The sequence below is a fragment of the Mucilaginibacter sp. P4_C11 genome, from assembly GCF_056402115.1.
Window position 1 is genome coordinate 42,509 of the sequence record NZ_JBFUIA010000002.1, and the last position, 24,729, is coordinate 67,237.

The following is a 24,729-nucleotide window of genomic DNA, read 5'->3' on the forward strand; positions in this document are numbered from 1 at the left end:
ATGGTAAAAAATAACTACATATGGTATTTTATAACCACCGCAACAATGGTGGCGGGGTGCAGAAAGCCGTATGCGCCACCAGCGGTATTGGCCCGGGCCAGCTACCTGGTAGTTGAGGGTGTAATTGATAGCGGTAGCGATTCCACCCTGATAGCATTGAGCAGAACAGTAAATATAGCTAACCATACATCGCTTTTAATTGATTCAGGCGCCGAAGTAGCGGTGGAACGGGAAGATGGGGCCAACTACCCTCTGAGTAAATTTAAAGGCCGTTACCTGGTAATTGGTTTAAACCTGGATAAGGCTAAAAAATATCGTTTGCATATTAAAACCGGGGGGGATGAATATGCATCGGACTATGAGCCCGTAAAGCTAACGCCCCCTATTGATAGCATTAGTTATAAGATAACGGGCCCGGGGCTGCAAATAAACTCAAGTACGCATGATGTTACCAATAACGCACGCTATTACAGATGGGCGTATGAAGAGGCCTGGAAATTTCACGCGGCTGTTAATTCAGGCCTCATTGTTAAAAACGGAAAGATAACTTTTAGAGCCGCAAACGAGATGTATTATTATTGCTATGCGGGGGATAAATCAAGTAATATTGTTTTGGCATCGTCAGAGAAGCTATCACAGGATGTAATCTCCCAAAATCCGGTTACATTGATTCCACGGAACTCTGAGAAGCTGGAGATAAAATACAGCATACGCCTGAAACAATATGCCTTAACCAAAGGCGCCTATGCCTTTTGGGAAAACCTTAGGAAAAACACAGAGCAACTCGGCAGTATATTTGATGCGCAACCATCGCAATTGGTTGGCAATATCCATAGCATAAGCAACCCCGCCGAACCCGTTGTTGGCTATGTAAGCGTAACCAATATGCAAAGCCGAAGAATTTTTATATCAAAAAATGTTTTACCGGATGAATGGAATATAGATTTGACAGGGTGTGAAAATAATGCCTACTTATTTGCCAATCCCAATACCCGCCAGGATGATGTAGCACTTTTTATTTTAAAGGGCGGCTTAGTACCAACATCAAGTGTATTGGATAGCCTGGGGCAGTTAATAGGATACAGGGCATCAACTGTAGAGTGCACCGACTGCAGAGTGAGAGGAAATATTAACGCACCAGTTTTTTGGCAAAATTAAAATATGACAGGAAATAAGCATATATGGATTTTGATATTAACGGCCTGGTGTACTGCCAGCTGCCGGAAACCGTATGCTCCGCCGGTGATAACCAATAATAAAAGCTACCTGGTGGTTGAGGGAAATATTGACAGTGGCAGCGATTCGACAATAATAACATTAAGCACAACCGTGAACCTCGGCGCGCATGATACAACAACGTTTCAAAGCGGTGCACAGGTATCTGTTGAAGCAGAAGGTGGCGTTAGTATACCTTTACAGGAACAGCAGTATCAACCCGGGCGTTATGGCGCGGCGGCATTAAACCTTGATAAAACAAAAAAATATCGCCTGCATATACTGATGACCGGAAATGAATATGTTTCTGATTATGAAGGCGTAAAGGCTAACCCTCCTATTGATAGTGTGAACTATAAAATAGGCAGCAAAGGATTACAAATTTTTTCGAACACGCATGATCCGGCCAACAATACCCGCTATTATCGCTGGTCATATGAAGAAGCCTGGCGTTTCCATTCGGCATTTAACTCAGGTCTAATACTCAGAAACGGCGAAATTGGTCCCCGGGGTATTGCTGAAAGCATATACTATTGTTATTCGGGAGATAAATCAGCCAACATTGTTTTAGCTTCATCGGCAAAACTTACCCAGGATGTAATATTTGAAAACCCGATCATCGTAATAGCCCCCAATTCAGAAAAACTGGGAATCCGTTACAGCATCCTTGTAAAACAGTACGCGCTTACAAAAGCAGCCTACGATTTTTGGGAGAACATGAAAAAAAATACCGAGCAGTTGGGCAGCATATTTGATGCCCAGCCATCGCAGCTGATAGGTAATATTCACAGCCTTACACAGCCAACCGAAGCGGTAATTGGCTATATTAGTATAACCAATATGCAAAGCAAAAGGATCTTTATATCAGGCGGTGCTTTGCCTGCCGAGTGGCAACCTAATTATAAAGGCAGTTGCGAGATTGACTCCTGCCTTTTTCAAAATCCCAATAGCCGGCAAAACGACGTTAAAGTATTGATACTTGATGGGCCACTGATACCAATAGCAACCATATTACAGGGTTCCTATACTGTTCTTGGTTATACAGCATCTACTGTTGATTGTGTTGATTGCCGGGTTAGAGGTAAAATTGAAGCACCCCCATTTTGGAAAGAATAATATGAATAAGATAAAAAAAACGAATATATGGTGTTTGGTGATATGGGCCGGTATAGTTGTTACGGGTTGTAAAAAGCCGTATAACCCATCTGTTATAAGCAGCCCCAACCATTACCTGGTGGTAGAAGGGGTAATTGACGTTGGCGATAGTGTTACGGTGATTAAGCTGAGCGAAACCGTTAACCTTGGCGATAATGTAAAAACATCGGGACTGGCGGGCTATGCTGTTAATATTCAGGCTGAAGGCGGTGTAAATGTTGCCGAGTTGAAGGAGGTGCCCGGCCAAAGCGGAAGATACGCTTCGTCGGCAGTGCTAACTCTTGACCAAACGAAGAAATACCGGCTACATATTTCGGGCAACAGTAAGGAGTACGCCTCTGACTATATTGTGGTGAAAAAGACTCCTCCTATTGACAGCATCGGCTTTGCACCCAAGGCCGGCAACCTGAATATTTATGTTAATACCCATGACGCAACTAATAATACACGCTATTACCGTTGGGATTATGCGGAGGCATGGAAGTTTCATGCCCGGTACGAATCGGGCTTTATTGTGGATCCAGAGACTAAAGGAATAAGGACCAGAAGACAGAATGAAGCGATGTATTATTGTTATACAGGTGATACATCAAGTAACACGGTTATAGCATCATCCGCCAAGCTGAGCTCAGATGTTATATTCCAAGCCCCGATAATACAAATACCTTCTACCGCCGAAAAACTTTCGATACGGTACTCCATTTTATTAAACCAATACGGCTTAACAAAAGAGGGATATGAGTTTTGGGAAAATATCCGGAAAAATACCGAACAGCTGGGAAGTATCTTTGATGCCCAGCCATCCCAGCTACAGGGCAATATTCACAGTATAACCAACCCTAATGAGCCGGTTATCGGGTTCATAACCATTACCAACATTCAGCGCAAACGGATTTTCATCAACAATAATCAATTACCTGCAGAGTGGTACCCTGTTTACCCATATAGCTGCTCGGCAGATACGGCACTTTTTTATAACCCTAAAACAATGCAGCACGAAGTGCAGCTAATTATAATTGACGGTAGTGCAATACCGGTTTCGTCAATTGTAAATATGAATGTCTTAATTGGCTACACGTATTCAACGGTTGAATGTACCGATTGCCGGATAAGGGGTAAGTCATTACCTCCCCCATTTTGGAAGCCATAGCGAACAAACAAAAACAACAACAACGGCAATGCAAAGCCGCATACATAATTATTAAACAAACCAGCTTTTAGCTATGGGAAAACACAACAGAACTACTAAAATAATATTCTCGTCGGGTTTGATTTTATTGCTTGCACAAACAGTAGGTTTTGCACAGGTAATTGAGCAGGTAAAAAACGGCTTTAACCAATACCGGCAGCGCAACGTGCAGGAAAAAATATATGTACATACCGATAAAAGCGTGTACCTGCCAGGCGAAATTATTTGGTTTAAAACCTATAGTGTTGACGCCTCGTTTCATCAATTATTAAACTTGAGCAAGGTAGTTTATGTTGATGTTATAGATAACGCCCACAATGCCATTATGCAGGCCAAAATAGCCACGAATTATGGCACCGGTAGTGGCTCGCTATACATCCCTGTATCGGTAAGCAATGGTAATTATACGCTGCGGGCATATACCAGCTGGATGAAAAATTTCAGCCCCGATTATTATTTCGAAAAGAACATTACCATTGTAAATCCTCTGAAGTCGCCGGATGCCCTGGCAAAAGAAACGGCTGCTTACGACCTGCAATTTTTTCCCGAAGGAGGTAGCCTGGTAGCGGGCTTAAACAGTAAGGTGGCCTTTAAAGTTACCGCGCCAAATGGCAATGGTGTGGCGGTATACCGGGGTGCTGTTATTGATCAGCATAACGATACGGTAGCGCGTTTTGAGCCCCTAAAGTTTGGTATGGGCAGTTTTATATTTACGCCGGTAGCAAATAACAGCTATAAGGCCATTGTTAAAACCAGCCAGGGTAATAAATTGGTTAAGGAATTGCCCTTGGTTAGTAATCAGGGCTATGTAATGCAATTAAAGGATAACGGACCTAATTTACAGGTTACCGTAAACAGCAACACAGGTGGTGGCGAAGTATTCCTTTTTGCGCACACCAGGCAATTAATTAAAGCGGCTTTAAGCTCTTCGCTTACCTCCGGAGCGGCTACGTTTAGCATCGATAAAAGCAAATTGGGCGAAGGGGTATCGCATATAACTATTTTTAACAACGCCAAACAGCCGGTATGTGAGCGGCTTTATTTTAAACGCCCTAAACAGCTATTACAAATAGATGCGGCTGCCGATCAGCCTCAGTATGCCACGCGAAAAAAAGTAAATATTAACGTGGGTACCAAAGGGGCAAAAGGAACGGCTGTGTTGGCAAATTTATCGCTTTCTGTTTACCGGGTCGATTCATTGCAGCAAATGGATGCTGATGATATATTTAGCTACCTGTGGCTTCGATCGGATTTGAGGGGCAATATAGAATCGGCAGGCTATTATTTCAAAAATCAAAATGCCGAAGCTAATGCCGCTATGGACAACCTAATGCTGTCGCAGGGCTGGCGCAGGTTTCAATGGAGTAATATTGTAAATGGAGGGTCGTCGTCATTTAACTTTTTACCTGAGTATAACGACCACCTGATAAGCGCGAAAATAACAAACACACTAACAGGTGCGCCGGCAAAGGATATCGTAGCCTATTTGAGTGTGCCTGGCAAAAGGGTACAATTGTATGCATCCAGAAGTGATTCATTGGGTCACCTTGTGTTTAACACCAAGCAGCTATTTGGTCCGGGCGAAGTAGTCGCCCAAACTAATTCCGAGAAAGATTCAACCTTCCGGATTGATGTTTTGAGCCCGTTTTCGGAGCAATACAGCAAACGTACGATACCTCAATTAACCTTGTCTGCCGATTTGCAAAAGGCCTTAGAACAGCATAGCCTGGGCATGCAGATACAAAATATATATGCCCTCAATAAAATCAAACGGTTTTATGATCCGGGTGTAGATAGCGCCGGCTTTTTTGCGCAGCCTTATAAAACCTACCTGCTGGATAACTATACCCGTTTTACCACAATGGAAGAAGTGCTGCGCGAGTATGTAAGAGAAGACAACATAGTGCGCTCCAGGGGGCGGTACCACATTAAAGTATTAAACGAAAAAGGGTTTTTAGACGGCGACCCTATTGTTTTACTGGATGATGTGCCTGTATTTAATATTGATAAGGTGATGGCAATTGATCCGTTGAAGGTAAGAAAGCTTGAGGTTGTAAGAGACAGGTATTTTTACGGCCCTACTGTAAATGAAGGGGTGTTCAGCTTCACCACATACAAAGGAGACCTTGGAGGCGTAGAAATAGACCCCCATGCCGTGGTTTTAGACTACGAAGGTTTACAGTTAAAACGCGAGTTTTATTCGCCGGTTTATGATACCGAAAAGGCGGCCAACAGTCGTGTGCCCGACTTTAGGAGCCTGTTGTTTTGGTCACCGGATGTAAATACAAATACGGTTGGAAAGGGTCAGGTATCCTTTTATACCTCCGATCAGCGGGGAAAATACGTTGTATCGGTGCAGGGAATAAGTGAAGAAGGTGACGCCGGGGCCCAGTATTTTAGCTTTGAAGTAAAATAAAAAAATAAATTTTAAGAAAGTTTTAAGAGGGATGACCGAGTAAGTCATCCCTCTTTGCGTTGATATTAAGATAGTTATGTCGTGTATAAAAGTCGACATTAACATTGCGAAATAGATGAAACAGCCAATAAAAGCGATTAAACCAATGTTTTTTAAAAAACCACTTGTGTAAACCAAAATGGTGCGTATATTTGCAGACCCAAACGGAGTGGTAGTTCAGCTGGTTAGAATGCCTGCCTGTCACGCAGGAGGTCGCGGGTTCGAGTCCCGTCCATTCCGCTAAAAACATTTAAAAATGTTCAGAAGCCTTTAAGTCATATGATTTAAAGGCTTTTTGGTTTTAAAGCCCTTCCAAAGCGAACCAGATATGGAAAAAGGGGGGATCAGTAAAATCAATTATTCTGCTAGATCCCATATTTGCTCCGGTACCTCGCCCTTAGCCGTTGGGTAGTGATATGCATCACTTTTTAACAATAAAACAATCATTTTTTATCCTGCGGCGGGCACCTACTTTTGACGTTATTAATCATTCCATAACGTTTAAAATTTAAGATCATGTTGGGAGCACTTACAGACATACAGATTGAAAGTTTGCTGAAACAGCAGGTTACCGGTCGTTTAGCATGCCATGCCGACGGTACTACTTATATTGTCCCGATAAATTACGTTTACAGTGCGCCATATATCTACAGCCATTCGGCAAATGGTAAAAAGATTGAAATGATGCGACAGAACCCGGAGGTGTGTTTTGAAGTAGATGAGATCCAAAGCATATTCAGCTGGAAAAGCGTTGTGGCCTGGGGGCGTTTTGAAGAGGTAACCGATATGGACGAAAAGGCTCGCCTGATGCAGGGAATTATACATCGCATAATGCCCATGGCCAGCCACCCGGCCAATCATCCTTCGCATGGGATAACCGAAAACGACAGCGATGTGGGTGAAAAAGTGGAGCTGATTATTTACAAGATCAATCTTGATAAAAAAACAGGCCGGTTCGAAAAAAATTGACAATCGATGATTCCGTTTTATCAGGGCCCGATCTGTGTTGTCGACGCGATCTCCTGATGATCTTCTTGCTGCATTTTACCAGAACTGTTTTCCCCTCCATGGATATTACAACTCCGATGACAAGTTAGTAGGTGATCACAAGCAATTTATAGAGTGACCGGCGTCATGTTTCCTGTGAAAAGCATTTATGAACTTTACAACAGAAAATTATAAACCCGACACCATGAAAACGATTATTGTAATTAATGATGGCTCTGTTTCTGCGGCTCACGCATCAAAACAGGCATTTGCTATTGCCCAGGCGGTACAAGCCAATATTTTAGTCGCCAACACCTATAAGGTTAACGCAATGGCAAAAGTGATGGCCGGGCATCATATTGAACAATCGTTGTTGATTGCCAGGGAACCCATAGTAAGATTGCTAAATGAGCTTAGCCATGACGCGGCGGCTTACCAGCCCGAAATATCGGCTGAGGATATCGTGGATTTTGATACTACGCAATTGGCCGCAATGATAATCAAAAAAAATATTTGGTTAATGGTGAGCGGAAGCGGCACCACGTTGCAAGAGGGGTCGCGACAACATTTACTAAACCTCCAAAGCGTATTAAATAAAGTGCAGTGTCCGCTGCTAATAGTGCCCGAAAGGTGGACATTAAAAAACATACAGCATATAACCTATATGGCCGATTTACGGTATTGTCGCGCTGCAGTTGTAAAATACCTTGTTCAACTGGCCGAACCGATGCAGGCCAGCGTATCTGTAGCACATTTGTCGGCCAAAGGAATTCCGGATATTGAGGAAAGTTATGGTCAGCGAATGTTTACCGAACAGGTTGGAAACCACATACATAGTTACCCGGTTGGCTTTAACAACATCAAGGAAAAAGATATTAGTAAGGCCGTTGATGTGATAATTAACGGAATGCATAACGATGTGCTGGTGCTTGTTAACCACCGTTATCATTTTAAAGAAATCATTGGGGATTATTTGACCGAAGCACTGCCGGGGCATATTACAATACCATTGCTGATATTTCCTTATTAACCAAAGCCAAGTGAATCATGGAAGGGTTTTGCCTTGGGGGGCAAATAAAAAAGGTATTGCTTTATGCAATACCCCGTTATGTTTTTTACAAACTAATGCAGGCCAGTATTTAAAACGCTGCTTTGATCTTATCTTTTGTAACACTCAATTCTTCGGCGCTAAAACATAGTTTGGGCCTCGAGAAATTAAGATCATCAACCCTGTTCATGGGGATAAGGTGGATATGTGCATGCGGCACTTCGAGGCCGATAACTGCCACCCCTACCTTTTTACATGGTATGGCCTTTTTAATGGCCGTAGCCACAATTTTGGCAAATATTTGCAAGCCGGTATAAGTTTCGTCATCCAGGTCGAAAATGTAGTCAACTTCTTTTTTCGGAATCACCAGCACATGTCCTTCGGCTAGCGGATTGATATCTAAAAAAGCTAAAAATTCATTACTCTCGGCAACAACGTACGCCGGAATCTCGCCTGCTATAATTTTTGAAAAGATGCTCATTTTGAGGTTGATTAAGTTGATTAGGTGAGTGGTTGATTAAGTTTACGGAAGGCTAACTCAATCAACCACTCACCTAATCAACCAATAACTAACGACTAACTTCCAGTATTTCAAATTCAATTTTACCTGCCGGTACCGTGATCTCAATTTTTTCGCCTACTTTTTTTCCTAAAAGGCCTTTGGCTATGGGCGATGCCACCGATATTTTACCAGCTTTCATATCCGCTTCGCTTTCGGCTACCAGCTGGTAGCTCATGGTGGCGCCGTTTTTAAGGTTTTTGATTTTTACTATTGACAATGCCAATACCTTTGATGTATCCAGTTTTGATTCGTCCAGCAAGCGGGCGTTGGCCAACACTTCCTGCATTTGCGAAATTTTAGCTTCATGCAAGCCCTGAGCTTCTTTAGCGGCGTCGTATTCGGCGTTTTCAGACAAGTCACCTTTATCGCGCGCTTCAGCAATTTGTTTTGATATATCCGACCGGCCGGTTGTTTTTAACCTTTGTAACTCTTCTTTTAGTTTTTCTAAACCATCCTTGGTAAAGTATGATACCTCTGCCATAACACGTAAATTAATTATTATTTATCCTATTGGTTGTCCAAAAAAAACCGCCCTCCCTTTTTTAAGAAGGACGCAACGACTATAAAAACAAACAAGACTATATGGGCCATGCCTACATAGTCTTGTTTAGTATTAAACGAAGATAAGTGATTTAAGTTTTAATATGCAAATTTATTTGAGGGGTGAGTGGTTGATTAAGTTGGATTAGGTTGATTAAGTTTTTGCATCGTTTATAGGGCCTTAGTCAACTTAATCAACCACTCACCCTAATCAACCACTCTAACCAACATCTCCGGCTCTGAAGCGGGGCCTCATTTAATCATTTTCAAATTTTCAAATCCTCAAATTTTCAAATTCGGGAGTTTCTCCGCCATCACTTCACTTATCTTCCGGTACGAATCAAACGTCCAGCCGGCAACGTGGGGGCTTAGGATAACCTTGCCGCTTTGGCGCAACTCATCGTACCAGGCCTGCTCGGCCAGGGTAGGGAATTTTTCAACTTCAAGCACATCCAGCCCTGCTCCCAGTATTTTACCTTCTTTAATGGCTTTTAATACGCTGCTCACTTTTGCTGTTTTGCCCCGTGAGGTATTAATAAAAAATACCGGTTTTTTAAAGTGAAACAGGTATTCGTCATCAATCAACCCATTGGTTTCTGATGTAAGCGGTACGTGTATGCTTAGTACATCGCTTAGTTTTACTATTTGCTCCATGCTTACTTCGCGCGCATAGCGGTCGCTAAAGCCGGTTTTGTATTTATCATAGGCAATTACATCAACCTGGAAGCCCGATAGCTTACGGGCAAAGCTATGCCCCATGTGGCCGTAGCCAATAATGCCTACGGTTTTCCCTTTCAGTTCGTAACCGCGGTTGCCTTCCCGCTCCCATTTGCCATTCCTGATCTCGGCATCACCCCGGTTAAAATTATTCATTAGTGATAGCAATAAACCTATGGCATGTTCGCCAACAGCATCGGAATTGCCTTCGGGCGCGTTAATCAGTTTAATGCCTTTTTCGGCGGCGTAAGCCTCGTCAATGTTGTCCATACCGGCACCGGCTCGGGCTATAAATTGCAGGTTGGTGGCCAAATCAAAAACTTGTTTGGTTACCTGGAATTTTGATCGGATAACCAGGCCCGCGTAATCGCCTATAATTTGTAAAGCTTCCTCGGTTTTTACGGTTGGCCTGTAATCGCATGTATAACCCTTGGCTTCGGCCTGCTCCATAAATATGGGGTGTACATCATCAACAATAAGAATGTTATTTTTCAACTGGGCTTAAAATTTTTATGAACCACAAATTTACTAAACAACCATGATACTTATATGTTTAACAACCTGCGGGGCAACTTAAATTACAAAACAACTACCTATCCGCGCCATTTTTACAGGCTTTATAAACTGGCACGGGAATAGCATATCAATATATAAGGGCTTGCCCTTTATTACATAAATCAATTAAAATGAAATCATTAAAGCAAATAGGCACCGATATAAAACACTATTCCGAACAATTATCGCACGATGGGTTTAAACAGGTGTTTGATCATATCGACCAATTGAACGTAAAAAAGGGTGTTGACAAACTGGGCCTTGATAAATTTATAAACCAGTGCGCAATTATGGCTGCCGGCAGCGGCGCGATATCGGGGAGCGGCGGTGTTTTAACCATGGTGATAGGTATGCCTGTTGATGTGCTTAACCTGATAACCCAGCAATTCAGGGTTACTATGGCTATTATGTACCATAACAGGGGCAGCTATCAAATGGGGTTCGATGAGTTTATGAAACTGGTAGCTATATCTTTTAAAGTAGAAACCGGCATTGCCCTCAGCAAAACCATGATGGAAAGCGTAGCCGAAAAAATAATCCTCAACCTGGGCGTACGCACTGCCGAAAGGTTGGTGCCGGTTGTTGGCGCCGTTATTGGCGGCACAACCAATTACTTGTTTATTAAACGGATGGCCAAATCGGTTAAGGAAATGCAAGGGCTGCCAGTGGTAATACACGTGAATTAAAGGTTACTGAGCATCTATTTGATCTTAATTAAATAGATGCCTGATATTTTTATATCAGTCGGCTTTTCTTTTCCTGTAATATTAAAATTTATACTATTGATCTGGAAGGCAACTTTATACTTAGCCGTTTCTTTGACAAGTAAAGTCTCGCTTGCAGGCAAATCGTAGTTTTTATAATACTCAGAATCTGTTGGGGTGTGATATTTATTGAGCGTTGCTGTATCTGCCAGAAATTTATGGGCAACATCAAAAGGTCTGAAATTAAAAGTTTCGCTATTGAGTTTTAAGGTAAATGACCCGTTCACCGGTTGTGTTTGCTTAATTTGAATGCCGTTAAAATTATTAGTCAGGGTATCAGCATACTCATCGGCGGCGAGGGTTATATCATAACCATCTACAACCATTATTTTTTCTTTTTTGCTAAATGTATAGTAATAGGTCATAACGTTATCATTCTCGTTGTACCAGGTTTCAAAATGATGCAGGCCAAGGTAAATTCGGGCCCACTCATACTTACTTTCCCTTAACTCTCTCCGCCCATAATCGCCCGTGGTACGCCAGTCCCGGCTTTTCAACCTACCTAACGAATCGGACAGTGCGGTAAGATCCTTATTAAAATACGGCTGCAAAGGTGTGATGTCGTATTTATAAATGAAATAATTTAAAGATGCCACAGCTTTACTGCCGTCTTTTTCGCTCACCTTTGTACTATCAACCGCGATGAATTTGCCGTTTTTCAACGCATTGTGCTTTTCAAAAAACTTAATTATAATGCGCTTTTGCGAATACATACTAACCGTAAAAGCGCTTTGCGGGCCGTACACAGATAAAATGGTTACTATACATAACGAGATCGGGATAAGCTTTATATTCTGCTTTTTAAATGCTAAAAAATAAACGGAAATAAACAACAGCCAGCAGGCAAGCGCGATTAAAAAATAGCGCCATTCGGTAATGCCATACATGAAAACCCTTGCGCCTACCGCCACAAACAGGAGGCCCAATAGGGGGATCAATAAAAAATAAAAGCTGCGCGAATAAATTTTGATCCATTTATTGCCATCATGTTCACGAATGGGATATATCAGCAATAATGACAGCACTCCAAACACCGCATAGCTTAAAATAAGATTTGATACCAGGCCTTTTGGCAGGCTCCAAAGTGTAATGATCTTAATCTCGTATGCTAATAAAATAAGCACATATATGGTTGATAGCGGGATCAATACAAACTGGGTAAATATTTTCAATGCTTTGGGGTAGCTCAAATCGTCGTTAAGCGCTCGCGTATCGGCAGGAACGCCAGCCAGGAAAAAGGTGGTGGTAAACAAGCCCACTATCCAAACCCAAAGTATGGCATAAGTATCCCACTCAAACTTAAAGTTGAATAAAAAGTTAGTAGCAGCGATGGCGGCAGCTATCCCTAAAAACAAAACTACACCATACAATACACTGGTTAAAAAACGCAAAAACAATGTTTTATTAAATTGCCAAAACCCATTAACCTGCCCCTTATCCGTAAATGCCGCAAAGGCAACCAGCAAATGAAACGAAAGCGATAGCAGGAAAAAACGGATATAGTCTGCCTCCCGGGAGGTGGGATCTATTATAAAAACAAGCGATGCGGCAAATAAGGCTGTTATAATTTTTACCAACAGTTTTGTTGGCCGGCTCATTACCCGGCTTTGGGTAAATAATGTTGCCGAAAGACTAAGAAGCAAACCCAGGTTGGCCGTCATCACCCCGCGCATAAGCCAGCCTTCATGTACCCTGTTCAAATGGCGCAGTTCAACTTCAACGGTGCCGGCAATGGTGCCAATCAGCGCGAATAAAAATTCAAATGGGTAGCGCTTTAAGGTAGATAAAAAGCTTTCGGCGAGCGTTTTTATGGATGGGAATTTCATTGCGACAGGGTTTACACAGGCAATGTAAGTACAATTTGTAAAATATCTGTACTAAAAATGTAAACTGCGTGGGCGGCAATTGCATTTCACACATTAGTGATTATATTTGCGGTCGCAAAAAACATCATTTTATACAATATAATGAGAGAAATACAATTCAGAGAAGCGCTACGTGAGGCCATGGTCGAAGAAATGCGCAACGACGGAAATATATACCTGATGGGTGAAGAGGTTGCCGAATACAATGGCGCTTACAAAGTAAGCCAGGGTATGCTGGATGAATTTGGTGCTAAACGCGTTATCGATACGCCCATCTCTGAATTAGGCTTTGCCGGTATCGGCATTGGTTCGGCTATGAATGGCTTACGCCCGATCATCGAATTCATGACCTTTAACTTTTCGTTAGTGGCTATCGATCAGATCATCAACGGTGCGGCCAAAATCATGTCAATGAGCGGTGGCCAGTTTTCTGTGCCAATCGTTTTCCGCGGCCCAACCGGTAATGCAGGTATGCTTAGCTCACAGCACTCACAGTGCTTCGAAAACTGGTATGCCAACTGCCCGGGTTTAAAGGTTGTTGTTCCATCAAACCCTTACGATGCAAAAGGCCTATTAAAATCTGCAATATTGGATCCCGATCCGGTTATTTTTATGGAGTCGGAATTGATGTATGGCGATAAAGGCGAAGTTCCTGAAGAAACATACTATATCCCATTGGGTAAAGCCAAAGTGGTAACAGAAGGTACCGATGTAACTTTGGTAGGTTTCGGCAAGATCATGAAAGTGGTTATTGCAGCCGCTGCCGAGTTGGCAAAAGAAGGCATCAACGCCGAAGTGATAGATTTACGTACTGTGCGCCCTATTGACTACGAAACAGTAATCAACTCGGTTAAAAAAACAAACCGTTTGGTAATTATTGAAGAAAGCTGGCCTTTAGGTTCAATTGCTACCGAGGTAGCTTTTAAAGTTCAAAAAGATGCTTTTGATTACCTTGATGCACCTATCCTGCGTATTATGGGTGGCGATGTGCCATTGCCTTATGCACCAACCTTAATACAGGAATACCTGCCAAACCCTGAAAGGGTTGTTAAAGCCGTTAAAGAGGTAATGTACGTTACCAAATAATAACACGATTTAAGGATTTTACAGATTGATAGGAATTTTCCTTGTAGCTTTTAAAATTTAAATAACATCAAAAAGCCCGGTATTTGTATCGGGCTTTTTACTTTAATACAAATACACAATGGCAGAATCAAACGTAAAAGACAGCAACGGCAACATCCTGAACGATGGCGATTCGGTAACGCTGATAAAAAGTTTAAAAGTTAAAGGCGGCGGCGTAACGCTTAAACAAGGCACGCTGGTAAAAAAAATCCGCCTTACGGATGATGACAAAGAAGTTGACTGCAAAATTGACGGCATGAGCATTGTGCTTAAAACCGAATTTTTGAAGAAAAGGTAATCTGGGTATTAGTTTCTTATCGCGATATCAATATCTTAGATCATGACAAAACAACAACGCACGTTTGTGGCTGTTTTTGTGCCATTGTTTATGGTAATGCTCAGCATCAATATAAACAGCATAAGCTTAGGCCTGGCTAATCACGATAATTTTAAAGTAGTTGCTGCGTCCATCTCAGCAGTTTTGTTCCTGTTTTTAATAATATCAGCTGTAGTCGTATTGATCAGGCAGCAATTGATAAGATAATTTGTGCATTTTAGCCACTCAACACAAAAGCCCAGGTTCCATAACAAACCAGGGCTTTTATATTACCCACAATTGTTAAATAGCCTACCGCCACCCCCCGCCTACGGCCTGGTACAAATTTACCGAACTTAAAAATATATTTCGCTTAATGTTGGTTAGTTCCAGTTCGGCATCCAGTACGCTGCGTTGGGCGGTAATAATCTCCAGGTAATTGGCGCGGCCAACCAGGTAAAGATCATTGGCTACCGATAGGGCGTTATTGAGCGCTTGCAGCTCCTGTTGTTTAAATTCAAAAGCCTGTTTGTAATTGCTGATGCCGCTCAGGTTGTTGTTAACCTCCTGGAAACCGGATAGGATAGTTTTCTGGTAATTGTAAACCGCTATCTTTTCTTCGGCAATAGTACGTTCATACTCGGCCTTTATGCCCTTGCGGTTAAATATAGGCGCTGTAAGCCCATCAATCAATCCATAGGTAAATGAGCCGGGGTTGAATAGTAAACCCGCGTTAAAGCTGTTATAGCCCGCGTATGGCGTTAAGGTAAGTGTAGGGAAAAAGCTGGCCCTGGCCGCTTTAATATCGGCATTCATGGCTGCGAGTTCCAGCTCGGCAGCACGGATATCGGGGCGGTTAAGCAATAACTGCGACGGAACGCCCGCCCCGATAATTACCGGTAAAGCAATTTTCATGATAGCGGTATCCCTTGTAATTTTCCCCCTAAAACTGCCTGATAAAAAATTAAGCTGGTTTTCGGTTTCGGTTATTTGCTGCAGGGTTGTGTATTGCAGGCCTTTGGTCCGCGCCAATTGGGCCTCAAACTGCTGCACGGCAAGCTCGGTAGCCCGGCCGCCCAGTTTTTGAATTTTTACAATTTCCAATGCATTATCCTGGAGCGCTATGTTTTTTTTGATGATAGCCAACTCGGCATCAAGCGCCAGCAACTGGTAATACAGCCCGGCTATTTGCGCCGTAAGCTGGGTTGTAATTAACCGGTACCCGCTTTGGCTGGCCAGGAAACGGGCAAAGGCAGCCTTTTTTTGGTTACCTAATTTACCCCACAGGTCAACCTCCCATGAACTTTGAAAACCCAGGAAATAGTTGGGCGTTGGGTTGGGGATATGCTGGTTGCTGTTAATGTTTTGCGAAAAATTGGTATCATAATTACCAACGCCGTTCTGCGTATAATCACCATATTTTTCCAGCCCGGCATTGGCCGCTATGTTAACGGTTGGCAATAGCTTCGACGCGCTGAACCTAAGATTGGCACGCGACGCTTCTACCCGCTGCAACGCCGTAAGGATATCCGGGCTGGCCTTTAGCGCGGTATCAATAAGGCTGATGAGTTTTTGATCGGCAAAAAACTGGCTGATGGGTAAGGCTGCTATGGTTACAGTATCCGTGCTGTTGCCAAATGTGCCGGGTAAATTTGCGGCCGCATCCGAACCTGTAACAGGCTTGTACGTTTTGCAGCCTGCCGTTAAAATCAATAAAAACGCGGTATTCAGGATATATAAATTTGCTTTTTTTAGCATGAGTAGCTTTTTCATTAGTTAACAATTTCCATTTCATGGTGCACTTCGGTAAGCGGCTCTTCGGGCGTTTTATGTTTACGCGCTGCTATTCCGGCAAATATTACATACAGGCCGGGTATTAATATTACACCGAAGATGGTGCCCATCAGCATTCCGCCTGCCGCCGCGGTACCTATTGACCGGTTGCCCATTGCCCCTGCACCATCGGCAATACATAATGGAATTAAACCGGCAATAAAGGCCAGCGATGTCATGAGGATGGGCCGTAAGCGAGATACTGCGCCTTCAATTGCGGCTTTAACTATCGATAACCCCTCTTTTTGCCTTTGAATGGCAAATTCTACTATCAGGATGGCGTTTTTGCCCAGCAAGCCAATAAGCATTACCAAGGCTACCTGCGCATAAATATTGTTTTCCAACCCACATATCTTTAAAAAGAAAAAGGCGCCGAAAATACCTGTAGGTAACGATAGGATAACGGGTAGCGGCAGCAAAAAACTTTCATACTGCGCGGCCAGCAGCAGGTAAACAAATATTAAGCAGATGATAAAAATGTAAATAGCCTGGTTGCCCGATAAGATCTGTTCCCTCGTCATCCCCGACCACTCAAAGGTGTAGCCCTTGGGCAGTTTTTGTTTGGCTATCCGTTCAATAGCGGCGTTGGCATCGCCGCTGCTGAAACCTTTAGCCGCATCGCCGGTAACCATGGCCGACGTGTACATGTTGTAGCGGGTAAGTTGCTCGGGGCCAAAAACCTTTTCCATTTTAACAAAGGTGGAAAAGGGCACCATTTCGCCCTTATCGTTTTTAACCTGTAGGTTTAAAACATCCTCGGGCCGGGCGCGGTACTCCGGTGCGGCTTGCACCATCACTTTATACATTTGTCCAAAGCGGATAAAGTTGGATGCATAAAAACTACCCATTAAGGTTTGCAGGGTCGACATCGCTTTATCAACTGTAATTCCCTTTTGAGCGGCCGTTTGCTGATCTACAGAGATCATGTACTGCGGAAAATTGGGGTCGAAGCTGGTAAACGCGCCGGAAATTTCGGGCGAGGCATTTAGCGCATCCACAAAATCCTTAGTTACTTTGGCTGCTTTTTGCAAATCGCCCTGGCCGGTACGGTCAAGCACCCTAATCTCGAAACCGCTGGAGTTGCCAAAGCCTGGCACCGTTGGCGGCGGAAAATACTGGATAGATGCATCGCCTATGTTTTTGGTTTTCGCTGTCAGCGTGGCAATAATCTCCTCTAACGATTCTTTGCGCTCATCCCATGGTTTCAGGTTAATCATGGCCATGCCGTAGGATGCCCCCGCAATTTCGTTAACCAAACTATAGCCCGATAAAGTGGATACCGACTCAATTGCCTTGATGCTTTTGGTTTTACTTTCTATCTCTTTTAAAACCTGTTCGGTACGTTCAACTGTTGCGCCGGCAGGCGTGGTTACGTTTACGTAAATCATCCCCTGGTCTTCGGTGGGGATAAAACCTGTTGGTAATATGGCGCTGGTGCCCCAGGTAAGCACAAAAAAGCCCATCAGTAAGGCAATAGTTATTCCTTTGCGTGGCGAAAGGAAGGTCATGAAGCCCGAGTACTTGTTTTGCAGGCCGTCATAACGTTTATTAAAGCCTGTAAAAAAATGTTGGGTAAGGTTCTTCTTTTTAGACTCGGGGTTATGCTTTAGCATTATGGCGCAAAGTGCTGGGGTAAGTGTTAAAGCGTTTACGCCTGATATCACAATTGATATGGCCAGCGTGAGCGAAAACTGCCGGTAAAATACCCCAACAGGGCCCGACATAAAAGCCACCGGCACAAATACTGCCGACATTACCAAAGTAATGGCCACAATAGCCCCGCTGATCTCTTTCATGGCCTGTATGGTGGCATCCATAGCGTTCATATGCTCTTCGGTCATTTTTACGTGCACGGCCTCAACCACCACAATGGCGTTATCAACCACAATACCAATAGCCAGCACCAGCGCGAATAGTGTGAGCAGGTTGATGGAGAAGCCCAGCAGCTGCATAAAAAACAGCGAACCAATAAGCGCCACGGGTACAGCCAAAGCAGGTATTAATGTTGAGCGGAAATCCTGCAGGAAAATGAACACTACAATAAATACCAGTATAAAAGCCTCTACCAAAGTGCGCAACACTTCATGGATAGATGCATCCAAAAAACGCGACACATCGTAATTTACATTAAAACTCATGCCGGCCGGGAACGAGCTTTTCTTAAGCTCGGCCATGCGGGTTTTAATGTTGTTGATAACATCCCGGGCATTTGAGCCGGGGCGTTGTTTTATCATGATAGATGCTGATGGCTTGCCGTCGGTATTGGATACCATGCTGTAGGTAAGCGAGCCAAATTCAACATCGGCAATTTCTTTCAGTTTTAATATAGATCCGCCTTCTTCGGCGCGGATAACAATGTTTTCATATTGTTTGGGTTCAAAAAATTTGCCCGGATAGCGCAAAACGTATTGCAGCATTTGTGGTGATTTATCTGAGCTTTGCCCGGTTTTACCCGGCGCTGCTTCCACGTTTTGCGCGCGGATAGCATCAATAACATCATCGGTAGATACCTTGTAAGCCATCATCCTATCGGGCTTTAACCAAACCCGCATAGAGTATTCTTTGGCGCCCATAATTTCGGCACGGCCAACACCGTCAATACGTTTTAATTCCTGCAGTACGTTGATGTCGGTAAAGTTATAAATGAATTTCTCGTCCATGCCGGGGTCTTCGCTGATGATGTTCAGGTACATCAGCATACTGTTTACCTCTTTTTCGGTGGTTACCCCGGCTTTAATCACCTCTTCGGGCATCTCGTCAATAATAGTGGCAACACGGCCCTGTACGTTTACAGCAGCCTGGTCGGGGTCAACCCCAACGTTAAAATAAATCTGTATCACCGTAAGCCCGTCGTTGCTGCAAACGGTGGTCATATAGGTCATGCCAGGCACACCGTTAATGGCGCGTTCAAGCGGGGTGGCCACAGCCTTGGCGCAAACCTCGGCATTGGCGCCCGTATAGTTGGCGGTAACGGTTACCGATGGCGGCACAATATCAGGGAACTGGGTAACCGGCAAAGTAATTAATGCCAGCACGCCCAGCAGGGTTATTATTAAAGATATCACAAGCGACAGCACCGGTCGCTTTATAAATGTTTCGAACATAGCGCGTTGGGGTTTGTATACAATAAACTAAGTCTTGAGTTTTAAGTCTTAAGTTTTGAGTCAAAAAGCCCATAGCCATAGTTTCAGGCCTAAAACCTCGCGTATAAAACTTCAGGCTCGCGACTTCAGACTAAAATTTAAAAAATTACTTCATGGCCAGTAATGAATCCCTGCTGAGTTTTCTTGGTTTAATGATCATCCCGTCGCGTACATTCTGGGTGCCTTCCAGCAATATTTTGTCGCCGGGCTTTAAACCCTCTTTTACAATGTAATAGTTAGAAAAACGGGTTTGTGGTACAAAAGCGCGCATATGCAGTTGGTTGTTTTTATCAACTAAATACACGTAACTTTTATCCTGGATATCAAATACTGATTGTTGCGGCACCATAACCACGTTATCGGCCTTGGTTGATATAAACAGCTTGCCGGTGGCGCCATGCCTCAGAAGCTTTTGCGGGTTGGGGAAGCGTGCCCTGAAATTGATAGAGCCAGTTTTTTGTTCAATTTCGGCTTCAACGGTTTCAATATCGCCCTCGTATGGAAAGTCGAGGCCATCGGCCAATACCAGCCGCACCTTGTCGCTTGTTTTGCCGGGAGCGGTTTTGCGTTTGCGAACGTATTGCAGGTATTCATTTTCGGGGAAGCTGAAGTACGCGTACATCGAACTGATATCAGACAGGCTGGTGAGCAATGTGCCCTCATCAATCAAACTGCCCGATTTAAGGGGGATCCTATCTACAATGCCATCAAAAGGCGCATGAATGTAGGTATAGGCCAGTTGGTCTTCGGCGCTTTGCACCATGGAGCGGGCCTCTTCAATGGTCGCCTTATCCGCGCTCAGCTTTGATTCGGCCACTTCCAGTTCCGATTTGGAGATCACTTTTTTATCAACCAGCATTTTAACGCGATCAACCTCCAGGGCGGTTGCCTTGGCATCGGCAACAGCGTTACTTAGGGCTGCTTTGGCTTTGGTGAGGTTTACTTTAAACTCCTGGTCGTTGAGTTTAAAAAGCAACTGGCCTTTTTGTACCGACGCTCCTTCGTCGATAAATACTTTTTCTAAAAAACCACGAACGCGCGAACGGATATCAATGTTTTTTAACGCCTGGATATTGGCAACATATGGCTTTTGGATAACCGTATCGCGCGTGGATAATGTAAGTACAGGTAGTTGCAGGGTGTCGGTGGCTTCGTCTTGTGTGGTTTGTGCTTTGGAGGAGCAACCCGTGACGTATATGGCTGTTATAATGGCCAGCACGGGCAGTAGTACTTTAAATGTTTTCATTTTCCTGATAGCATTAAGCATAGTGGTAGCGTTCACGTACCAAAATGGCTATGTTATTAATTGTTTTAAATAGAGGTTATAATGCACCGCGGCGGGGGCATTGTATCAGAAAAAAGATCAGAAGGGACTTAGCCGGAACAGGAAGCTATAATATGTCGGAAGAAAGGCTTCCCTGACAATGTTTTGCTTGGGTGCCTGCTTGATAAAGCTTGTAACAATGCCGGGCAACGATTGATTGGCCGGCTGCAAAATTGCCGAATAGTTTGTACGGACGTGGACAAACCTTACGTAAACACCCGCATGGTTACTGGAGTTGTTGCCCGATTCGGGCGAGTCGTCGCTTAGTTCCTGTTGTTGGGCAATGTTAATGAGGTTGTGGTGCAGCCTGGAGATATCGTCGGCTGTTGAGCCCCAGCGGTTATAATGTTTTAAAATTGTATCCGCATTGGTAGCCGCAGCTGTAGAAAGCTGGAAAAAAAATAATACAAAGAATATTTTTTTTGTGAGTGCCATCATTGCGAATTTAGCACATAATTATTATTTTTTCAAATGATTTTGTATTTTATTGAATATAAAATGAATTTATTTTGATTTTTTTGGCTTGATTGTTAGCATTTTAGCTTTTGATGGCAAAGAATTGTGCTTTTTACAACTATTGTGCAAATACGCCGGATAAATTCATAGTAGCGTAGCCTCATTATAGCGTAGCATCCTTATATATTGTAATAAATACTGAGATAGGTAGCCCCAGGCGAGGCATAAAAGAATTTTAGATAAAATATTGCTGCTAATTTGTATAACAAACCTTCAAATGCATCCCTTACCCCCGGTTACCTTTCTTTCTGCATCAAGTTTTTAAAAGCAATTTCCCTTATTGTATATATTACCGTAACTATCTTAATGTGCATAGTTTTTTATAAAATCCTATTTCAGCTACCTTGATAAATGCTGATAAATTTGCCATCAAGTGTATTTATATAACAAACCAATAGGGGGCTTTTTGTATAAAATACCTATTTTAGGCACACAAATACCAACAGTATGCTCAACTCTCATTTTAAAGCCGTAAGGCTTATAGTTTTAATTGCGTTTGCAGGTGCTTTAGGCAACAATATATCAGCACAAACCAAACCCGCAGCTACAACAACCAAACCTGAGGCTGCCGTGAAAACGGCAATAGCAGCAGGAATTATAGCGCCTACAACCCTTATAGAAAAGTTTTTCAGGAGTTACGATAAAGAGAGTACCACAAAAGCAATGATTGATATATTTAAAACCAATCCGCTTATTGATTCCAATAGCCTGGTTAAGCTTATTTCAAAAATAGATACTACCCGAAGCCTCATCGGCGCTTACACCGGCAAAGATCTTATCGTTCAGCGTAAAGCATCCAATAGCCTTATATTATATAGCTATCTTGTAAAGCATCAAAACCAACCCCTGCGGTTTACATTTATGTTTTACAAGCCCAAAAACGAATGGGTAATTTACCGCCTGTATTTTGACGATTCGGTAAGCAGCGAACTGGAACAATCGGCAAAAATTACAGCGAAACCGTAGGTGCTTAAAGCAAAAAGCTTAAGGCGGAAAGCTGTTTTTTGCAAAACGTTAGCTTTCTGCTAATCGCTATACCTATCGTTTCGCCAGGGGTAGGCCGTGTTTGAATAACCACGATCCTCCCAGAAACCTAATTTGTTTTCGGTTAAAAACTCAATCCGTTTTATCCACTTTGAGCCTTTCCAGGCATAAAGCTGGGGTGTAATCATGCGCACAGGGCCGCCGTGTTCTATCGGCAAGGGTTGCCCCTCAAAGGTATGCACCAGTAAAACATCGGGCTTTAACGCCTCCTCTAAAGATATATTGGTGCTATAAGTGTCATACCCATAGCACATAATATGAGTGGCATTTTCTTTGGGGTGCACCAGTGCTGCAATATTAAACAGGCTTACGCCCTTCCAGGGCATATTTAATTTGGACCAGGTGGTTACACAATGAAAATCTGATGTGTCTTTGGTTTGGGGTAAATCTAAAAATTGTTTCCAGGTAAGCTTAACCGGGTTGTCAACTGCGCCGTCAATAGTCAGCCTCCATTTTTCGGTTGGTATATTGGGTTGGTACCCCAAATCAAGCACTGGCCATTTAACAGTAACTGTTTGACCTATGGGTATAGCCGGCATGCCATGCCTGTTTGGTGCACCGGTACCGCGGGGTTTGTCGTCGGCTACTGATGGTGTAAGCTTCATCTTTTCCTCAAACCTGGCTTTAAGTTTCATGCGGGCTTCAATAATACGATCGAGTTTTTCTGGTTCGTCCATAGTTGTAGTGTTTACTAAAGATAGCGAAAAGCCCAAAAAGTTCAACAAAAAAAGAAAGGCCTTTAGCATACTGCTAAAAGCCTTTTGATATTATTTAAGGCAAACCTTTTGCCTTTGACCTTTCTCCTTTCACCTTAAACTACGGTTCCCTCTTTTAGTTTCTCTGCATTTTCTGCAAATTGTAAAGCTTCCATTATCTCCTGTAAATCGCCATTTAATACGCCGGGCAGGTTGTATATGGTAAGGCCGATGCGGTGTTCTGTTAAACGCCCCTGCGGGTAGTTGTAGGTACGTACCTTGGCCGACCTGTCGCCGGTTGATACCATGGTTTTGCGCTTTTTGGATGTTTCTTCCAGGTGCTTTTGCAGCTCCATTTCGTACACGCGAGAACGTAATACCTGTAATGCTTTATCGTAATTTTTTAATTGCGATTTTTGGTCCTGGCACTGCGCCACAATACCAGTGGGCAAGTGGGTTAACCTTACGGCCGAGTAGGTGGTATTTACCGATTGACCGCCCGGGCCCGACGCGCAGAATAAATCCTTGCGGATATCGCTCACCTGCAGGTCGATATCAAACTCATCAACCTCGGGTAATACCACAACCGATGCGGCCGAAGTGTGTACGCGGCCCTGGGTTTCAGTATCAGGAACACGTTGAACCCGATGTACGCCCGATTCATATTTTAAGGTACCGTAAGCGTCTTCGGCTATTACGTTAAATACAATTTCCTTATAGCCGCCGCTGGTGCCTTCGGTATAGTCAACCAGCTCGGTTTTCCAGCCGCGTTTTTCGCAATAGCGCATGTACATACGGTAAAGGTCGCCGGCAAATAAAGCGGCTTCATCTCCACCGGTACCGCCACGAATTTCTACCATCGCGTTTTTACTGTCTTCCGGATCTTTAGGGATCAGCATCAGGCGGATAACTTCCTCAATTTCTTCCTGTTTGGCAAGCAATTCATCCAGTTCCATTTTGGCCATTTCCCGAAACTCTTCGTCTTTTTCGGTAGCCAGGATATCTTTATTGCTATCAATATTGCTCATAATGTTACGGTATATGTTATACTCGTCAACAATTTTAGCAAGGTCTTTATATTCTTTGTTCAGCTGGGCATAGCGTTTCATATCCTGCATTACTTCAGGATTGCTTAATTCGCCTTCAACGGTTTTCCAGCGTTGAAATATCAGTTCTAATTTCTCTAACATACTCGGTATATTCAAAAGCTAATCAAAGCAGCTTTGCTTGATGATGGTCCGGCTACAAAAGGCGTTACGTTTCGGTCGGTTTACAGGCTTGCTTCAAAAAACGCACAAAAATACGTATTTTCGGGGATATATTATTTCAGCGGATTGTAAGTTGTTTTGGCAGCTATTTATGTAGCTTTAATTTAAAACCTAATGAGTGTTAATACTGTTACTCAATAAAAATCAACCACATTATGCCACTTCCAGAAAATCCCAATCTTGACGACAACCAGGACGAAAAAGATCCAGGCAACGAATACGAACAAAACGAAGGCCAGGACACAGGTAACGAACGCCTGGATACTGACGTTGCAGATATTGCCGCTTTAGAAGCTGCCACCCGCGCCTCCGAATCGGCTTTTACCTTAAATGTAGACGATGGCTTGACGCCGGACGTTGATGAGGACGAAGAAGAATAAGCATTCGAATTACCGCAGGTGCTTTACCAGTAA

22 protein-coding genes and 1 tRNA gene are annotated in these 24,729 nt (G+C 43.3%); 13 read left to right on the plus strand and 10 right to left on the minus strand.

What is annotated here, in order from left to right; translation table 11 throughout:
- The 7 genes from AC1DU2_RS02030 to AC1DU2_RS02060 all read left to right on the plus strand — a co-directional run bounded on the left by AC1DU2_RS02030 (position 1) and on the right by AC1DU2_RS02060 (position 8,031).
- Positions 1–1,158: a DUF4249 domain-containing protein gene (locus AC1DU2_RS02030; protein WP_477382536.1), complete on the plus strand. Its 1,158-nt coding sequence runs from the start codon at positions 1–3 to the stop codon at positions 1,156–1,158.
- A 3-nt stretch (positions 1,159–1,161) separates the two neighbouring features.
- On the plus strand, positions 1,162–2,331 hold the full coding sequence (locus AC1DU2_RS02035) for a DUF4249 domain-containing protein (RefSeq protein ID WP_477382537.1): 1,170 nt from the start codon (positions 1,162–1,164) through the stop codon (positions 2,329–2,331).
- Position 2,332: 1 nt separating this feature from the next.
- Positions 2,333–3,520 carry a DUF4249 domain-containing protein gene (locus AC1DU2_RS02040; RefSeq protein ID WP_477382538.1) on the plus strand — a complete coding sequence of 396 codons (1,188 nt, stop codon included), beginning with the start codon at positions 2,333–2,335 and terminating at the stop codon, positions 3,518–3,520.
- A 73-nt stretch (positions 3,521–3,593) separates the two neighbouring features.
- Complete coding sequence (locus AC1DU2_RS02045; protein WP_477382539.1) at positions 3,594–5,975, plus strand: hypothetical protein; 2,382 nt, start codon at positions 3,594–3,596, stop codon at positions 5,973–5,975.
- Positions 5,976–6,180: 205 nt separating this feature from the next.
- A tRNA-Asp gene (locus tag AC1DU2_RS02050) sits at positions 6,181–6,254 on the plus strand.
- A 276-nt stretch (positions 6,255–6,530) separates the two neighbouring features.
- Positions 6,531–6,983, plus strand: a complete 453-nt coding sequence (locus tag AC1DU2_RS02055) for a pyridoxamine 5'-phosphate oxidase family protein (protein ID WP_477366802.1) — start codon at positions 6,531–6,533, stop codon at positions 6,981–6,983.
- A gap of 223 nt (positions 6,984–7,206) precedes the next feature.
- The gene (locus tag AC1DU2_RS02060; protein WP_477382540.1) at positions 7,207–8,031 is read left to right on the plus strand and encodes a hypothetical protein; all 825 of its coding nucleotides are present in this window, start codon (positions 7,207–7,209) and stop codon (positions 8,029–8,031) included.
- Between the two features lie 109 nt (positions 8,032–8,140).
- Here the strand turns inward: AC1DU2_RS02060 and AC1DU2_RS02065 are convergent, their stop codons facing one another.
- The 3 genes from AC1DU2_RS02065 to AC1DU2_RS02075 all read right to left on the minus strand — a co-directional run bounded on the left by AC1DU2_RS02065 (position 8,141) and on the right by AC1DU2_RS02075 (position 10,363).
- Positions 8,141–8,530, minus strand: coding sequence for an HIT family protein (locus AC1DU2_RS02065; RefSeq protein WP_477382541.1), 390 nt, complete (start codon positions 8,528–8,530; stop codon positions 8,141–8,143).
- 88 nt (positions 8,531–8,618) lie between these two features.
- Positions 8,619–9,092 (minus strand): transcription elongation factor GreA, encoded by a 474-nt coding sequence (gene greA, locus AC1DU2_RS02070; RefSeq protein ID WP_477382542.1) that lies wholly within the window; start codon positions 9,090–9,092, stop codon positions 8,619–8,621.
- A gap of 341 nt (positions 9,093–9,433) precedes the next feature.
- Complete coding sequence (locus tag AC1DU2_RS02075; RefSeq protein ID WP_477366814.1) at positions 9,434–10,363, minus strand: 2-hydroxyacid dehydrogenase; 930 nt, start codon at positions 10,361–10,363, stop codon at positions 9,434–9,436.
- A 191-nt stretch (positions 10,364–10,554) separates the two neighbouring features.
- Between AC1DU2_RS02075 and AC1DU2_RS02080 the strand changes: the two genes are divergently transcribed.
- Positions 10,555–11,109, plus strand: coding sequence for a hypothetical protein (locus AC1DU2_RS02080; RefSeq protein ID WP_477366817.1), 555 nt, complete (start codon positions 10,555–10,557; stop codon positions 11,107–11,109).
- A gap of 14 nt (positions 11,110–11,123) precedes the next feature.
- On the opposite strand, the gene AC1DU2_RS02085 is transcribed toward AC1DU2_RS02080, so the two are convergent.
- A complete protein-coding gene (locus AC1DU2_RS02085; RefSeq protein WP_477382543.1) occupies positions 11,124–13,013 on the minus strand; it encodes a DUF4153 domain-containing protein in 1,890 nt (629 codons plus the stop codon).
- Positions 13,014–13,151: 138 nt separating this feature from the next.
- Here AC1DU2_RS02085 and AC1DU2_RS02090 point away from each other — a divergent pair, with 138 nt between their 5' ends.
- The 3 genes from AC1DU2_RS02090 to AC1DU2_RS02100 all read left to right on the plus strand — a co-directional run bounded on the left by AC1DU2_RS02090 (position 13,152) and on the right by AC1DU2_RS02100 (position 14,721).
- Positions 13,152–14,138, plus strand: a complete 987-nt coding sequence (locus tag AC1DU2_RS02090; RefSeq protein ID WP_477366888.1) for a pyruvate dehydrogenase complex E1 component subunit beta — start codon at positions 13,152–13,154, stop codon at positions 14,136–14,138.
- 118 nt (positions 14,139–14,256) lie between these two features.
- Positions 14,257–14,475, plus strand: a complete 219-nt coding sequence (locus AC1DU2_RS02095; protein WP_184550193.1) for a zinc ribbon domain-containing protein YjdM — start codon at positions 14,257–14,259, stop codon at positions 14,473–14,475.
- A 42-nt stretch (positions 14,476–14,517) separates the two neighbouring features.
- Entirely contained in the window at positions 14,518–14,721 is a 204-nt protein-coding gene (locus AC1DU2_RS02100; RefSeq protein WP_477366823.1) for a hypothetical protein, read from the plus strand.
- An 84-nt stretch (positions 14,722–14,805) separates the two neighbouring features.
- Here AC1DU2_RS02100 and AC1DU2_RS02105 read toward each other — a convergent pair whose 3' ends face one another.
- The 4 genes from AC1DU2_RS02105 to AC1DU2_RS02120 all read right to left on the minus strand — a co-directional run bounded on the left by AC1DU2_RS02105 (position 14,806) and on the right by AC1DU2_RS02120 (position 21,231).
- Positions 14,806–16,266 carry a TolC family protein gene (locus AC1DU2_RS02105; protein WP_477382544.1) on the minus strand — a complete coding sequence of 487 codons (1,461 nt, stop codon included), beginning with the start codon at positions 16,264–16,266 and terminating at the stop codon, positions 14,806–14,808.
- Entirely contained in the window at positions 16,266–19,430 is a 3,165-nt protein-coding gene (locus AC1DU2_RS02110) for an efflux RND transporter permease subunit (protein WP_477382545.1), read from the minus strand. Before AC1DU2_RS02110 ends, AC1DU2_RS02105 begins: the two co-directional genes overlap by 1 nt.
- Positions 19,431–19,575: 145 nt before the next feature.
- The gene (locus tag AC1DU2_RS02115; protein WP_477382546.1) at positions 19,576–20,715 is read right to left on the minus strand and encodes an efflux RND transporter periplasmic adaptor subunit; all 1,140 of its coding nucleotides are present in this window, start codon (positions 20,713–20,715) and stop codon (positions 19,576–19,578) included.
- 117 nt (positions 20,716–20,832) lie between these two features.
- Positions 20,833–21,231 carry a hypothetical protein gene (locus AC1DU2_RS02120; RefSeq protein ID WP_477382547.1) on the minus strand — a complete coding sequence of 133 codons (399 nt, stop codon included), beginning with the start codon at positions 21,229–21,231 and terminating at the stop codon, positions 20,833–20,835.
- Between the two features lie 525 nt (positions 21,232–21,756).
- Between AC1DU2_RS02120 and AC1DU2_RS02125 the strand changes: the two genes are divergently transcribed.
- Positions 21,757–22,275 carry a hypothetical protein gene (locus AC1DU2_RS02125; RefSeq protein ID WP_477382548.1) on the plus strand — a complete coding sequence of 173 codons (519 nt, stop codon included), beginning with the start codon at positions 21,757–21,759 and terminating at the stop codon, positions 22,273–22,275.
- Between the two features lie 59 nt (positions 22,276–22,334).
- Here the strand turns inward: AC1DU2_RS02125 and AC1DU2_RS02130 are convergent, their stop codons facing one another.
- Together AC1DU2_RS02130 and prfA are read right to left on the minus strand one after the other, a co-directional pair.
- Positions 22,335–23,030: a molybdopterin-dependent oxidoreductase gene (locus AC1DU2_RS02130; RefSeq protein ID WP_477382549.1), complete on the minus strand. Its 696-nt coding sequence runs from the start codon at positions 23,028–23,030 to the stop codon at positions 22,335–22,337.
- A 134-nt stretch (positions 23,031–23,164) separates the two neighbouring features.
- The gene (gene prfA, locus AC1DU2_RS02135; protein WP_477366844.1) at positions 23,165–24,238 is read right to left on the minus strand and encodes a peptide chain release factor 1; all 1,074 of its coding nucleotides are present in this window, start codon (positions 24,236–24,238) and stop codon (positions 23,165–23,167) included.
- Between the two features lie 233 nt (positions 24,239–24,471).
- Here prfA and AC1DU2_RS02140 point away from each other — a divergent pair, with 233 nt between their 5' ends.
- The gene (locus AC1DU2_RS02140) at positions 24,472–24,696 is read left to right on the plus strand and encodes a hypothetical protein (RefSeq protein ID WP_477366847.1); all 225 of its coding nucleotides are present in this window, start codon (positions 24,472–24,474) and stop codon (positions 24,694–24,696) included.
- Positions 24,697–24,729: the final 33 nt, after the last annotated feature.

Coding starts and splice junctions, on each gene's coding strand:
- AC1DU2_RS02030 (WP_477382536.1), top strand. CDS start 1: ATGGTAAAAAATAACTACATATGGTATTTTATAACCACCGCAACAATG.
- AC1DU2_RS02035 (WP_477382537.1), top strand. CDS start 1,162: ATGACAGGAAATAAGCATATATGGATTTTGATATTAACGGCCTGGTGT.
- AC1DU2_RS02040 (WP_477382538.1), top strand. CDS start 2,333: ATGAATAAGATAAAAAAAACGAATATATGGTGTTTGGTGATATGGGCC.
- AC1DU2_RS02045 (WP_477382539.1), top strand. CDS start 3,594: ATGGGAAAACACAACAGAACTACTAAAATAATATTCTCGTCGGGTTTG.
- AC1DU2_RS02055 (WP_477366802.1), top strand. CDS start 6,531: ATGTTGGGAGCACTTACAGACATACAGATTGAAAGTTTGCTGAAACAG.
- AC1DU2_RS02060 (WP_477382540.1), top strand. CDS start 7,207: ATGAAAACGATTATTGTAATTAATGATGGCTCTGTTTCTGCGGCTCAC.
- AC1DU2_RS02065 (WP_477382541.1), bottom strand. CDS start 8,530: ATGAGCATCTTTTCAAAAATTATAGCAGGCGAGATTCCGGCGTACGTT.
- greA (WP_477382542.1), bottom strand. CDS start 9,092: ATGGCAGAGGTATCATACTTTACCAAGGATGGTTTAGAAAAACTAAAA.
- AC1DU2_RS02080 (WP_477366817.1), top strand. CDS start 10,555: ATGAAATCATTAAAGCAAATAGGCACCGATATAAAACACTATTCCGAA.
- AC1DU2_RS02085 (WP_477382543.1), bottom strand. CDS start 13,013: ATGAAATTCCCATCCATAAAAACGCTCGCCGAAAGCTTTTTATCTACC.
- AC1DU2_RS02095 (WP_184550193.1), top strand. CDS start 14,257: ATGGCAGAATCAAACGTAAAAGACAGCAACGGCAACATCCTGAACGAT.
- AC1DU2_RS02100 (WP_477366823.1), top strand. CDS start 14,518: ATGACAAAACAACAACGCACGTTTGTGGCTGTTTTTGTGCCATTGTTT.
- AC1DU2_RS02105 (WP_477382544.1), bottom strand. CDS start 16,266: ATGAAAAAGCTACTCATGCTAAAAAAAGCAAATTTATATATCCTGAAT.
- AC1DU2_RS02110 (WP_477382545.1), bottom strand. CDS start 19,430: ATGTTCGAAACATTTATAAAGCGACCGGTGCTGTCGCTTGTGATATCT.
- AC1DU2_RS02115 (WP_477382546.1), bottom strand. CDS start 20,715: ATGAAAACATTTAAAGTACTACTGCCCGTGCTGGCCATTATAACAGCC.
- AC1DU2_RS02120 (WP_477382547.1), bottom strand. CDS start 21,231: ATGATGGCACTCACAAAAAAAATATTCTTTGTATTATTTTTTTTCCAG.
- AC1DU2_RS02125 (WP_477382548.1), top strand. CDS start 21,757: ATGCTCAACTCTCATTTTAAAGCCGTAAGGCTTATAGTTTTAATTGCG.
- AC1DU2_RS02130 (WP_477382549.1), bottom strand. CDS start 23,030: ATGGACGAACCAGAAAAACTCGATCGTATTATTGAAGCCCGCATGAAA.
- prfA (WP_477366844.1), bottom strand. CDS start 24,238: ATGTTAGAGAAATTAGAACTGATATTTCAACGCTGGAAAACCGTTGAA.
- AC1DU2_RS02140 (WP_477366847.1), top strand. CDS start 24,472: ATGCCACTTCCAGAAAATCCCAATCTTGACGACAACCAGGACGAAAAA.